The sequence below is a fragment of the Gilliamella sp. Bif1-4 genome, assembly GCF_001690535.1.
Classification (GTDB): Bacteria; Pseudomonadota; Gammaproteobacteria; order Enterobacterales; family Orbaceae; genus Gilliamella; species Gilliamella bombi.
The window spans coordinates 193903-206972 of sequence record NZ_LZHC01000024.1; the positions used below are offsets into that span (position 1 = coordinate 193903).

11 protein-coding genes and 1 pseudogene are annotated in these 13070 nt (G+C 35.1%); 8 read left to right on the top strand and 4 right to left on the bottom strand.

Going from position 1 to position 13070, the window contains the following annotated elements; genetic code table 11:
* Window positions 1–7: 7 nt before the first annotated feature.
* A pseudogene (locus A9G25_RS13335) lies at window positions 8–145 on the bottom strand (SDR family NAD(P)-dependent oxidoreductase); the annotation flags it as partial.
* A gap of 279 nt (window positions 146–424) precedes the next feature.
* On the opposite strand from A9G25_RS13335, the gene A9G25_RS03720 reads away from it, so the two are divergent.
* From A9G25_RS03720 to gapA, 3 genes are all read left to right on the top strand, one after another.
* Window positions 425–967: a hypothetical protein gene (locus A9G25_RS03720; protein ID WP_141674986.1), complete on the top strand. Its 543-nt coding sequence runs from the start codon at window positions 425–427 to the stop codon at window positions 965–967.
* Window positions 942–1490 (top strand): hypothetical protein, encoded by a 549-nt coding sequence (locus A9G25_RS03725; protein ID WP_065625791.1) that lies wholly within the window; start codon window positions 942–944, stop codon window positions 1488–1490. The genes A9G25_RS03720 and A9G25_RS03725 overlap by 26 nt, the downstream gene beginning before the upstream one ends.
* Before the next feature lie 699 nt (window positions 1491–2189).
* A complete protein-coding gene (gene gapA / locus A9G25_RS03730; RefSeq protein ID WP_034912538.1) occupies window positions 2190–3188 on the top strand; it encodes a glyceraldehyde-3-phosphate dehydrogenase in 999 nt (332 codons plus the stop codon).
* A gap of 145 nt (window positions 3189–3333) precedes the next feature.
* Here the strand turns inward: gapA and cspE are convergent, their stop codons facing one another.
* From cspE to yjgA, 3 genes are all read right to left on the bottom strand, one after another.
* Window positions 3334–3543, bottom strand: coding sequence for a transcription antiterminator/RNA stability regulator CspE (gene cspE, locus A9G25_RS03735; protein ID WP_025315032.1), 210 nt, complete (start codon window positions 3541–3543; stop codon window positions 3334–3336).
* A gap of 384 nt (window positions 3544–3927) precedes the next feature.
* A complete protein-coding gene (gene ppa / locus A9G25_RS03740) occupies window positions 3928–4458 on the bottom strand; it encodes an inorganic diphosphatase (RefSeq protein ID WP_034912536.1) in 531 nt (176 codons plus the stop codon).
* Between the two features lie 64 nt (window positions 4459–4522).
* Window positions 4523–5059 carry a ribosome biogenesis factor YjgA gene (yjgA, locus tag A9G25_RS03745; protein ID WP_065625792.1) on the bottom strand — a complete coding sequence of 179 codons (537 nt, stop codon included), beginning with the start codon at window positions 5057–5059 and terminating at the stop codon, window positions 4523–4525.
* 77 nt (window positions 5060–5136) lie between these two features.
* On the opposite strand from yjgA, the gene pmbA reads away from it, so the two are divergent.
* From pmbA to recG, 5 genes are all read left to right on the top strand, one after another.
* Complete coding sequence (gene pmbA, locus A9G25_RS03750; protein ID WP_065625793.1) at window positions 5137–6489, top strand: metalloprotease PmbA; 1353 nt, start codon at window positions 5137–5139, stop codon at window positions 6487–6489.
* Window positions 6490–6497: 8 nt separating this feature from the next.
* A complete protein-coding gene (locus A9G25_RS03755) occupies window positions 6498–8240 on the top strand; it encodes a SulP family inorganic anion transporter (protein WP_065625794.1) in 1743 nt (580 codons plus the stop codon).
* A gap of 154 nt (window positions 8241–8394) precedes the next feature.
* Window positions 8395–8685, top strand: a complete 291-nt coding sequence (rpoZ, locus tag A9G25_RS03760; protein ID WP_065625795.1) for a DNA-directed RNA polymerase subunit omega — start codon at window positions 8395–8397, stop codon at window positions 8683–8685.
* 18 nt (window positions 8686–8703) lie between these two features.
* Window positions 8704–10812, top strand: a complete 2109-nt coding sequence (gene spoT, locus A9G25_RS03765; RefSeq protein WP_065625796.1) for a bifunctional GTP diphosphokinase/guanosine-3',5'-bis pyrophosphate 3'-pyrophosphohydrolase — start codon at window positions 8704–8706, stop codon at window positions 10810–10812.
* A gap of 5 nt (window positions 10813–10817) precedes the next feature.
* Window positions 10818–12911 carry an ATP-dependent DNA helicase RecG gene (recG, locus tag A9G25_RS03770; protein ID WP_065625797.1) on the top strand — a complete coding sequence of 698 codons (2094 nt, stop codon included), beginning with the start codon at window positions 10818–10820 and terminating at the stop codon, window positions 12909–12911.
* Window positions 12912–13070: the final 159 nt, after the last annotated feature.

Sequence of the window (13070 nt, forward strand, 5' to 3'; positions counted from 1 at the left end):
TTTTTGCTGTTTCGACAGCGCTAAAGAGACCATAACCAGCATTGTTAACTAGTACATCTACATCGATTCTTTTAAATAATTTAATTCCTTCCTTTACTGCTTTTTTGATTGATGTTTCACTAGTAACGTCCATCTGAACTGAAATGAATTGTCTACCTGAATAATTTTAGAGCAAAAAATTCCATAACACGGCAAGGTCAATCTGCTAGCTTCAAAATCCATAAAGCTAACAGCATATTTTAATTAAAAATTATTTATTTATAAAGTGAATTATTTTCATCTTTACATTTTTTTACAAAAAAACTAGCCAACTATTTTTTAAATAGCTATACTTTTATCGCAATAGGAAAACAAGCTTATTAAATAAGTGAATAGTTATAAAAATTTAAATAAAAAAAGTATTACTTAGCACAGGGAATGTGATATGCAGTATCATTTTTGGCACAAGTACTGGCAAACCTATGTCTTAAATTTATTAAATAATTCTATTCGACGAGTTTTTACACGAAACTCATTTATATCGTCGAAATTATCTCTCAACTTATTATCGAAATTCTCCCGAAAAAACTTATTGGTGTTGGGGCTGTTATTATTGTCATCTTCATGGAATGTACAGGCGAATGGTAAAAAATATCGAGCAGGTAATCGTAGTGATGCAATAATGCTACCACAGTCGCCGGTTATCCATTATGCAAAGCCGAACTTATTTTGGGGTTCCGACACATATGCAGGTCCAGCAGACATATGGAGTTTTAGCAGGGGGTTCTTAGTTCAATCAATCAATCCTAAATCATACAACCAAAATTTCCCGACCACTGGTCTGGATGGTTTATATTTTGATTTACTCATAACAGGAATAGAACCAGAAGAGTTGACATGGGAACCTGTCACGCATGAGGGAATCACTGCGACAGTGACAATACCTAATGATAAATGGAGTCATGGTAGAGCCGTTAGTGCGTGTTAAGCTAACAGGTCCAGAGGCAAGAAATCAATGGGATAATCGGAATCCTAGTCGAATTACTGTACCAAAGTTACTGCAGACGTTTGAGTTAGTGGGTAGAGATATTAATACCGGTGATGAGGTAGTAAAATATGGATTTGTTTTGAGGCAGTGGTTCGTCCATCGAAATCGAGATATGAGGGAAAGAGGTGAGGCGTTAGCATGGTGTAATGGTTTGGGGTATCGCATGCCGAGGATAAGGGATTTAACCAATGCGAAGTGTGGCGTAGATGGTAGATTCCCTTGTGTAAATAGCATAAATGGCGCAGCACCTAGTTCATCTTTTAATCGTTACATGCGTTACATAGGTGCAGGTTTTTTCGCGGAGTGGGGCCTCATATACTACTACTACCGTGATGCGGGTTTCGCCAACGACTTCTATTGGGCAAGCGATGTGTTATCAGGTAGTGAACGGTTCTCTGTTCTCTCGCACGACGGCAGCGTCCGCTATACCTTTCACGGCAGGGGTCTTTGCACCACACCTTAGATTTTAGCGTTTATTTCTTAATCCTTAGGGTGCGGAAAGCGCTTATGGTGCCAATAGAGGACAATATAAGAAAGAATGTAGCCCCCGCGAAAGTTGAGGTCTTGAGCAGGAAAAACTGCGAACCTAGCGCTTTAATAACTGAAAGCCAAAACAGCGCTCCGACCGATACCAATTAAAAGCTTGTGCTTTTGTTATTAACTGTCTGTTATTAACAAGTTGTTATTAAATAGCTATTATCAAATAACAAAAGCGATTTTCTTATTTCTTAAAAAGCCAAATTCAGCGTAATAAAAAAATAACCAGCCTATAAGTGTTTGATTTTATTTAAAAATAAAAGTGGAAAACTTCAATAAGATCAATACGTTACCTGAAGTATTTTAAGGTAAAAATCCTACATATTATAAAATTTATATGCCTGCCTTTTTACGACGTTAGAATATATCTAAAACTGAATTCTAAGTTATTGGTTTGTTATTTAGTTTTAGGATGGTTTTTGATTATAGTACGGCTTACTACGTTAGGTTATTTTTTACAATATCATGATTTTATTTATAATAATTAATATAACTTACACTTGGTTTAATCTATTTAATCATTTCGTGTTTAATTATTAGGAATCTTCTTGAATAAATCTTTAAAATTTGATAGTTTACAGGAAAGATTTTTAACATTAAAAACACTAAAAAGAAGGTAATTGTTATGACAATCAAAGTAGGTATTAATGGCTTTGGCCGTATTGGCCGTATTGTTTTCCGTGCTGCTCAAAAACGTTCAGACATTGAAATCGTTGCTATCAACGATTTATTAGATGTTGAATATATGGCTTATATGCTTAAATATGATTCAACACATGGTCGTTTTGACGGTACAGTTGAAGTTAAAGATGGTAAATTAGTCGTTAACGGTAAAGCAATTCGTGTTACTGCTGAACGAGATCCTGCAAACTTAAAATGGAACGAAGTTGGTGTTGATGTTGTTGCTGAAGCAACTGGTTTATTCTTGACTGATGAAACTGCTCGTAAACACATCCAAGCTGGTGCTAAGAAAGTTGTTTTAACTGGACCTTCTAAAGACAGCACTCCAATGTTTGTTATCGGTGTTAATGATAAAGATTATGCTGGTCAAGATATTGTTTCTAACGCTTCTTGTACAACTAACTGTCTAGCGCCTTTAGCTAAAGTTATTAACGATAACTTTGGTATTGTTGAAGCATTAATGACAACTGTTCATGCAACAACTGCAACTCAAAAAACTGTAGATGGTCCATCTCATAAAGATTGGCGTGGTGGTCGTGGTGCTGCTCAAAACATCATCCCTTCATCTACTGGTGCTGCTAAGGCGGTAGGTAAAGTTATCCCTGAATTAAACGGTAAATTAACAGGTATGGCTTTCCGAGTTCCTACTCCAGACGTTTCTGTTGTTGACTTAACTGCTCGTTTAGAAAAACCAGCTAAATATGAAGATATCTGTAAAGCAATCAAAGCCGCAGCTGAAGGTCCAATGAAAGGCGTTCTTGGCTATACCGAAGATGATGTTGTTTCTACTGATTTTTTAGGTGAAGTTTGTACTTCAGTATTTGATGCTAAAGCTGGTATCCAATTAAGTGATAACTTTGTTAAACTTGTTTCTTGGTATGACAACGAAGTAGGTTATTCAAACAAAGTATTAGATTTAATCGCAGTTATTTCTAAAAAATAATTGATATTTAACTTTGTTTATAAGGCGGCTTTAGAGTCGCTTTTTTTATGCTCTCATTTTAGAGTGATTTTTAGTTTTTTTAGAGATAAAAAAACGCTCACTTTGTGAGTGAGCGTTTTTCTAATATGAAATGCTAAAGTTTCAATTAGATTACAACGACTTCAGCAGCTGCAGGTCCACGAGGGCTATCTTGGATAGCAAATTCAACTTGTTGTCCTTCGGCTAATGTTTTAAAACCATCACCTGAAATAGCTGAAAAGTGAACAAATACATCTTTACTTCCATCCGCAGGGGTAATAAAACCAAAACCTTTACTTTCATTAAACCATTTTACTTGGCCTGTTTTTTTATTCATTTATTTAGACATCCTAACAATAGTTAATAATTAGTCATCACGACCGTATGGGTTTTAACATCGTGTTAATAATGTAACCAAAAGCCAAGATAATGTGCTTAACAATACATTATTGTGGTTCATTGTTATTCACTATTTTGTACTTTGTTGTTTACCCAGTAATATTACCGCATAAATTATAATCAAAAGCAAGATGTGAATAATAATTTTTTTTTATAAAAAAAAGTTTTATTGAATTTTCAGGAAATTATTTTTTAGTTGATAAAAGTCAAATTTTAATCGCTGAAATTTTAATTGATTTTTAAAGTCACTAAAAAATTATGAAAAATAAAAAAGCCATAAAATAATATTTATGGCTTTGATAAAAATATTTTTTATTGAGCTTTATTTATTTTTTGCTCGTTCAAATGACTCAATAATTTCTTTACGGGCTGCATTAGCGTTATCCCATCCGTCAACTTTCACCCATTTACCTTTCTCTAATGCTTTGTATTGTTCAAAAAAGTGTTTGATTTGTGATTTGAGCAATTCAGGCAAATCATCAACATCTTTAATGTGATCATATTCTTTTGATAGTTTGCTGTGAGGTACTGCAACTAGTTTTGCATCTTGACCTGCTTCGTCTGTCATTTTTAATACACCAACTGGGCGGCAACGAATAACTGAGCCTGGTTGTAATGGATATGGCGTTGGGACTAATACATCAACTGGATCGCCATCTAATGATAATGTGTGATTAATATAACCATAGTTGCATGGATAAAACATTGCTGTAGCCATAAAACGGTCAACAAATACAGCGCCAGTGTCTTTATCAACTTCATATTTAATTGGATCTGCATTGGCTGGAATTTCAATCACAACGTAAATATCATCTGGTAATTCTTTACCTGCTGGTACATTTAAAAGTCCCATTTTTGTATCCTCTATCTAAATTTATATAGTGTTTGTGAATAATAATAAGCGCACATTATAAAGATTATTCAGTGTCGCTCAATTCTTTTAAATATTGAAAAATTTGCCTTGCCGTTTTGGTTGGCTTGTTCGTTTCTTGCTCTTTTTTTGCTAAACGGGCTAAGGTTCGTAGTTGCTGACGATCGGCAGTTGGGTACAAACCGATAATAGTTTCGGCATCGCCAGTTGCAATCAATTCATCACGAAGTTTTTCAAGTTTGTGAAACAGGGCGATTTGCTGATTATGGCGATTTTTAAGTTTATCAAGTGCTTGACTAATTGGGTCAATATCTCGGTTACGCAGCAGTTTACCAATGTATTGAATTTGGCGGCGATACCCTTCTTTTTTTATTTTCTGCGCAAGTTCAATTGCATAAGAGAGATCTTCATCGAGAGGAATTTTTTCAAGTTCGTTTTTGCTTAGCTTGACAAGTTCAATCCCTAATTTTTTTAAAGCTTCAGCATCACGTTTAATTTCACTTTTACTAACGTAGATGATTTCGTCATCTTCAGTGTCAATAGCGAAGTTGGGTTCTAGATTTGTCTCTTGATTATGATTCATGTTATTTCTTTTGTTAACTATTGTGTAATTCTAGCTTATTATAACGTATCGCTAGCAGAATTGTAGAAAATAATAAAATGAGTATTGAACAGATTAAACAAGAAGCTTTAAATCAAAAAGAAACTTTATCGGCAATTGTTGCTAATGCTATTGAGCAAGCAAAGTCACGTGTTGATGAAGTTGAGGTATCGATTAATAAGTCAACAGGTATTAATGTTAGCACTCGCATGGGTGAAACCGAGAATGTTGAATTTAATAGTGATGGTGCGTTATCTATTACTGTTTATCAAAATAAACGTAAAGGGAGTGCTTCTACCAATGATTTGTCTTCTCAGGCTATTTTGCAAACGGTGAATATGGCGATTGATATTATGCAATATACTTCGCCAGATCCTTGTTCAGGTTTGGGTGATGTGAGTCAAATGGCATTTAATCCACCCGATTTAGATTTATTTCATCCTAGTGATTTGAACGTTGATAATGCCATTGAGCAGGCTAAACAAGCCGAATTAACTGCGTTAAATCATTCCAAATTGATTAATTCTGATGGCGGTTATTTTAGTAGTCGCTATGGCGTTTATGTTTATGGTAATAGTTTGGGGATGTTGCAAGGTTATTGCGCAAGTTCACATTCACTTTCATGCTCAGTTATTGCTCAACAAGCAGGGCAGATGGAAAGTAATTATGCTTATACTTCATCACGTGATTATAGTCAGCTCAAGTCTGCTGATTGGGTTGGTGTGCAGGCAGCTGATAGAGCGATTTCACATTTAGGCGCTAAACAGATCGCAACAATGCAAACTCCAGTGTTATTTAGTGCTGAAGTTGCCGTTGGACTCATTAGGCATTTAGTGGGGGCCATAAGTGGCGGTGCCATTTATCGTAAATCTTCTTTTCTTTTAGATAGTGTAGGAAAGAATATTTTGCCTAAATGGTTAACAATTTATGAAGATCCTTTTATTTTAAAGGGCATTGGGTCATCGCCTTTTGATAGCGAAGGAACAAAGACGGTTAAGCGCAATATTGTTGAGCAAGGTGTGTTGCAAACTTATTTGTTAGGCAATTATTCAGCTCGTAAATTAGGCTTAAAATCGACTGGGCATGCAGGTGGGATTCATAATTGGTTTGTATCGCCAAGCCATGCAAATGCTAGTTTTGATGAGATGCTAAAAAAATTGGATAAAGGTGTTTTGGTGACTTCGTTAATGGGGCAAGGTGTTAATAGTGTGACTGGTGATTATTCGCGTGGAGCTACAGGATTTTGGGTTGAGAATGGAAAAATTCAATATCCAGTTAGTGAAATCACCATTGCTGGTAATCTTAAAGATATGTATAAAAATATTGTGGAAATTGGAAACGATATCGAAACCAGAACAAGTATTCAATGTGGCTCAATTTTGATTGATAATATGAGTATAGCGGGGAAATAAGGATTAGCATGGCTGATTTGTTAAAAAGTACTTTTTTTCAAAAACTAATTGCATGGATGCCTGGATTAGGCAGTTTATTACAGTATAAACGAGAATATCTTAATTTTGATATTAAGGCTGGTTTATCAGTTGCTGCTGTTTCGTTACCTGTGTCAATTGCTTATGCTGAATTGACTGGTGTTGGCGCTATAGCTGGACTGTATTCGACCATTTTGCCTTTAATTGTATATGCGTTTTTTGGTTCTTCTAAACAATTGATTGTAGGACCTGATACAGCAACTTGTGCTGTAGTTGCCGCTGTTGTGTTACCTTTAGCGGCTAATGATCCAATATTGCGCTGGCAATTAGTTATTATATTAACAATAATGATAGGCATTTGGTGTATCATTGCTGGAAAGTTACATCTTGGTGCTTTAGCCGACTTGCTTAGTCAGCCTATTTTAATTGGTTTGCTTAATGGCATATCAATTACCATTATGGTCGATCAGTTAGCCAAGACCTTAGGCTTTAGCTACGATTATTCTTATTTGATTGAGCGAATAGTCTATTTCCCTTTTAAATTGTCAGAAATTCATATAGGCACTGCACTTGTTTCGTTTTTTACTTTGTCTATTTTAATTGCCTTAAAGCGATTAAAACCCCTATATCCTGCACCTTTATTAGCTGTTATTGTCATGACGTTTTTTTCGTGGGTATTTAATTTTGAATATTTTAATATTCGTATTATTGGTAATGTTAGCAGTGATTTTATTCCTACTGAGTCATGGCTTGATTTTGATAAAGGATTAATGCGTGATTTAGTTGTTCCTTCACTTAATATTGCTATCATCTGTTTTGTTAGTATGATGATAACTGTACGCAGTTTTGCATCAAAAAATAACTATGAAACCAATGCCGATGTTGAATTTAAAGCGTTAGGTATAGCTAATATTGTAGCAGGGTTATCACAAGGCTTTGTTGTTAGTGGTACATCATCAAGAACAGCTGTAAATGATGCAAATGGAGGTAAAACACAACTAGTTTCGGTTATTGCAGCAATATTAATTGGTATTGTGGTATTGTTTTTTCTTTCGCCTTTACAATATATTCCAACTTGTGTGTTAGGTGTGATTTTAATATATTCTTCAATTTCACTCATTAATTTTCAGATCATCGTTCGCTTTTTTAAATTTGATCGAGACGCTTTTTATTTGAGTTTGATAACACTCATTTCAGTACTTGTTATAGGAATTATTCCTGGTATGGCACTAGCGGTACTACTGGGGTTATTTTTATTTTTACGTCGAGTATTTAGACCAAAAGATCAATTACTAGGTGTTGATGAAAGTGGTCGAATTCATTCTATAAGCCAAAATGTGCAACCGATCAGTAATACAATGATTTATCGATTTAATTCTCCGCTAACTTATTTCAATATCGCTTATTTTAAACGAAGAATTATCAGTTATATTGATGAGTCTAGTGATCCAATAAGCTATGTTATTGTCGATGCAATCCCTTGTTTTACTTATAAAGATGTGAGTGTGCTATCGGGAATTGATGAATTAGTGAAGTCTTTAAAAGTAAGAAATGTTACCCTAATTTTATCTGGTCGACGTAAAACACTTAAAAATTGGTTTAAACAGATTAATATTAAGCTTGATGATGAATATATCGAGTTTGCTTATGATCTTTATTTTGCAGTTAAGTTAGCTCAAAGTAAGGGCCATATGGATAATAAAACTGATGATGAATCTGAACATTTGTCATGACTAATCATCAAAAATGTAGGATTTGTTTTTAATTATCTGACATTTCTCAATTATTGACAGATAAAGTAATATTAATATGGACAATCGCCTACAAATTTAAGTACAATATTAGATCTTTCAAATAAAGTATTTTAGTAAAAAATTAGAGGTAAAAATGGCACGTGTAACTGTTCAAGATGCAGTAGAAAAAATTGGTAATCGCTTTGATCTCGTTCTTGTAGCAGCGAGACGCGCTCGTCAACTACAAGTGGAAAATAAATCGCCACATGTTCCTGAAGAGAACGACAAAGAAACCGTTATAGCTCTACGTGAAATTGAAGATGGTCTTGTCAATAAACAGATTCTTGATATTGCTGATTTTCAAGCTCGCCAAAATAAAGAGGAAGAAACACGAGCAACACTTCATGAGTCGGTTCTTCTCGAAAATACACCGTCATACGAATAAGCTTTACAGGAATTGCTTATGCAATATTTTGATAGCTTAAAAGAGGTTGTAGCATCTTATCTTCCGTCTAAACAAGTTGAATTGATACAAGATTCTTATCTTTTTGCTAAAAATGCACATGAAGGGCAATTCCGATGTAGTGGCGAACCTTATATTACTCACCCAGTTGCAGTTGCAACATATCTAGCTGAAATGCGGCTTGATTATGAAACAGTCATTGCCGCACTTTTACACGATACTATTGAAGATACTCCTGTCACCTTTCAAGATATTACCGAAAAATTTGGTAAACATGTTGCCATTTTAGTCGAAGGTGTCTCTAAACTTGATAAATTAAAATTCCGTAACAGACAAGAAGCACAAGCTGAAAATTTTAGGAAAATGGTTCTTGCTATGACTGAGGATGTGCGTGTAATTTTAATTAAGCTTGCTGATCGTACGCATAACATGCGTACACTTAGTGCTTTAAGACCTGATAAACGTCGTCGTATTGCTAAAGAAACCCTCGAAATTTACGCACCGTTGGCTCATCGTTTAGGTATCAATCACATTAAAACAGAACTTGAGATTTTGGGCTTTACAGCAATGCATCCAAATCGAGCTAAAGTGATTGAAAAAGTAGTTAAAACAGCGCGAAATACGCGAAAAGAGCTAATTCGACAAATTTTGTCTGAAATCCGTGGACGATTACATGATGCTCATGTTGATGCAAAAGTTACTGGTATCGAGAAAAATATCTATGTCATTTATCAAAAGATGAAACTACGTGAACAACATTTTCATTCTATTATGGATATTTACACTTTTAGAATTGTGGTAAAAGATGTTGATGCTTGTTATCGTGCTCTTGGGCTGGTACATAATTTGTATAAACCACGTCTTAATCGTTTTAAAGATTATATTGCTATTCCTAAAGCGAATGGCTACCAATCATTGCATTCATCGTTAATAGGCCCTCACGGTACACCAGTTGAAGTCCAAATTCGTACCGAAGATATGGATCAAATGGCAGAAATGGGTGTTGCTGCTCATTGGGCGTATAATGCAGCTGATGAATTAAACAATACTACTGCGCAAATTAAAGCTCAGCGCTGGATGCAAAGCCTGTTAGAATTGCAACAAAGCGCAGGGAATTCTTTCGAATTTATCGAAAACGTTAAATCTGATTTGTTTCCTAAAGAAATTTACGTTTTTACTCCCAAAGGGCGCATTGTACAATTACCAGAAGGAGCCACAGCAGTTGATCTTGCTTATGCAGTCCATTCTGATATTGGTTATCAATGCATTGGCGCAATTGTTGATCGTAAACCTTATCCTTTATCACAATCATTAAGCAGTGGGCAAACTGTTGAAATTATTACCTCTCCTGAAGGTCATCCTAATGCGAGTTGGTTAAATTTTGTGGTTAGTGCTAGAGCGAAGTCGCGTATTCGTCAGGCGCTTAAAACCCTTAAGCGTGAAGATGCAATTGAATTGGGTCGACGTTTATTGAATCTTTCGTTAGTTAAATCTGGCGGGATTAGTGGACTGTCAGAAAGCCAAAAGGCTAGAGTGGTTGAGTTAGCTAAATTGTCCAATTTTGATGATGTCTTGGTCGAAATCGGATTAGGTAATATTATGAGTCATTTTATTGCCAAAGGTTTAGAACATAAAGCACTATTACAAAATAAATCAGAGCCAAACAAAACTCTTGTTATTACTGGCAGTGAAGGTGTTTCTGTTACGTTTTCTAAGTGTTGTCATCCGATTCCGAATGATCCTATCGTTGGGCATGTTAGTCCAGAGAAGGGGTTAATTGTGCATCATGAATCTTGTCGAAATGTTACTAGTTATCAACATCATCCAGAAAACTATATCTTACTTAAATGGGCTCCCGATATTTCTCAACGTTTTGTTGCTGAAATTTGGCTCAATATTTTAAATACTCAAGGTTCTTTGGCGCATATACTTTCAATTATTAATGATGAAAATACTCGCCTGCAATGGTTAAATACTGAAGAAAAAGATAGGCAGATTTATACGGTTATTCTACAGATAGAAGTAAAAAACACCCAACAACTTAATGAATTAATTCGTAAAATGTTACTACAATCCGAGGTAGTAAGTATTAAACGAAATATAAATTAGTCATTATGATAAATCGTTTTTTTGACCATTTACCGTTGATAAAACTAACGGGAATTGGTGAAAGTCTAGAAAAAAAGTTCAATACATTAGGTATCTATACCGCTAAAGATCTGTTATTGCATTTTCCTTTACGTTATGAAGATCGTACATCATCTTGCGTTATTGCTGAAGCCAATATTGGTGAATTTACGACAATTGAAGGTGTTATTATTAAAAGCGAAATTGCTTTTGGTCGTAAACAGATGCTAGTTTGTTACGTTCAAGATGATTCTGGTATTGCAATATTACGATTTATGCATTTTACTGCCAGCATGAAGGCTTCGTTGATTAAAGGTAAATGGATCAGTGCTTATGGTGAAATAAAACGCGGTAAAAATTATCTTGAAATAATTCATCCACAATTTAAATTAAAAACAAGTCGAGACGAAAAATCTATCACGTTAGAAGATGATCAAGAAAGATACACACCTATTTATTCAACTACCTATGGATTAACTCAAGCTGTGATTCGACGGTCAATTATGGCTGCGCTAATTTTACTCAAAAATAATCCTTCAGAAGAAGTTTTACCTCCACAGCTAGCTTGTCGTTTTTTGTCGGCTTTTGATTCTTTAAATATTATTCACAATCCACCCATTGATACTGAGATTGAACAACTGGAGTCGGGGGCTCACCCTGCTATTAAGCGGTTTATTTTTGAGGAATTGATTGCTTATCATTTGAGTATGTTAATGATAAAAAAACATAATCAAAAACAGCAAGCGCACTTGCTTTCCCCAACTCAACGCTTGATTAACCCGTTTTTATCATCATTACCTTTTACGCCAACCCATGCTCAACAGCAAGTTGTGCAAGAGATTTATCTCGATATGGCAAAACCAGTACCTATGATGCGATTAATTCAAGGTGATGTTGGTTCTGGTAAAACATTAGTAGCTGCTTTAGCAGCGTTGAATGCAATTGAAAATGGTTGTCAAGTAGTTTTAATGGCACCGACAGAAATATTAGCCGAGCAACATTATAATAATTTTAGTACTTGGTTTGAGCCGTTGGGAATTAGTGTTGACTGGTTGTCAGGAAGATTAACTGCCAAAAATAAGCGACAGCGTTATGAACGCATTCAAAAGGGTGAGATTACTATGTTAATTGGTACTCATGCAGTATTTGTTGATAAAGTAGAATTCACCTCGTTAGGTCTTGTTATTATTGATGAACAGCATCGATTTGGTGTTAATCAGCGTCTAAGTCTTTGGGAAAAAGGAATTAAAGATCATCTTTATCCACACCAATTAATTATGACGGCAACTCCTATTCCAAGGACATTAGCTATGACAGTTTATGCTGATTTAGATGTTTCTATTATTGATGAATTACCACCAGGTAGAACACCAATTAACACGGTTGTAATACCTAATAATCGCCGAGATGAAATTATTGAACGTGTAAATCAAGCTTGCTTAGCAAACCGCCAAGTTTATTGGGTGTGTACTTTGGTTGAAGAGTCTGAAATGCTTGACGCACAAGCGGCTGAAATGCTGGTTGCAGAATTGCAAATGCGTTTGCCGCATTTAAATATTGCGTTAGTGCATGGTAAAATGAAGTCTGATTTAAAACAATCAGTTATGCAAGAGTTTAAAGCAGGAAAAATTCAACTGCTGGTTGCTACAACAGTTATTGAAGTTGGTGTTGATGTTCCTAATGCTAGTTTAATGATTATCGAAAATGCAGAACGTTTAGGTTTAGCTCAGTTACATCAGTTGCGTGGGCGAGTTGGACGTGGCACGGCAGTATCTCATTGTGTATTAATGTATCAAGCTCCTCTAAGTAAAGTTGCTCAAGCACGCATGAAGGTAATGCGTGAAAGTACTGATGGATTTGTTATTGCCCAAAAAGATCTTGAACTTCGTGGTGGTGGTGAAATTTTAGGGACTCGGCAAATGGGTACAGCTAATTTTAAAGTTGTTGATTTGATTCGCGACCAGCATTTGATTAGTGAAATTCAAAATATATCTTATGACATCCAAAAAAACCATCCACACAGTGCTGAACAATTAGTTGATTGTTGGCTTCCAAATCGTGAAAAGTATATTAATGCATAAAACTTAGCTGATTTTTTCTGATAAGTTTTGAAATTATCAATCTGAATCATATCTACAAATCTGCAAATTGTTTAATTGTGTAACGTTTATTACATAGTAACTTGAAGTGTAGAATGTAGCCTTGTACCTTTAATTTAATGTATTTACTTATTTTATATA

Coding starts and splice junctions, on each gene's coding strand:
- A9G25_RS03720 (WP_141674986.1), top strand. CDS start 425: ATGCAGTATCATTTTTGGCACAAGTACTGGCAAACCTATGTCTTAAAT.
- A9G25_RS03725 (WP_065625791.1), top strand. CDS start 942: ATGGTAGAGCCGTTAGTGCGTGTTAAGCTAACAGGTCCAGAGGCAAGA.
- gapA (WP_034912538.1), top strand. CDS start 2,190: ATGACAATCAAAGTAGGTATTAATGGCTTTGGCCGTATTGGCCGTATT.
- cspE (WP_025315032.1), bottom strand. CDS start 3,543: ATGAATAAAAAAACAGGCCAAGTAAAATGGTTTAATGAAAGTAAAGGT.
- ppa (WP_034912536.1), bottom strand. CDS start 4,458: ATGGGACTTTTAAATGTACCAGCAGGTAAAGAATTACCAGATGATATT.
- yjgA (WP_065625792.1), bottom strand. CDS start 5,059: ATGAATCATAATCAAGAGACAAATCTAGAACCCAACTTCGCTATTGAC.
- pmbA (WP_065625793.1), top strand. CDS start 5,137: ATGAGTATTGAACAGATTAAACAAGAAGCTTTAAATCAAAAAGAAACT.
- A9G25_RS03755 (WP_065625794.1), top strand. CDS start 6,498: ATGGCTGATTTGTTAAAAAGTACTTTTTTTCAAAAACTAATTGCATGG.
- rpoZ (WP_065625795.1), top strand. CDS start 8,395: ATGGCACGTGTAACTGTTCAAGATGCAGTAGAAAAAATTGGTAATCGC.
- spoT (WP_065625796.1), top strand. CDS start 8,704: ATGCAATATTTTGATAGCTTAAAAGAGGTTGTAGCATCTTATCTTCCG.
- recG (WP_065625797.1), top strand. CDS start 10,818: ATGATAAATCGTTTTTTTGACCATTTACCGTTGATAAAACTAACGGGA.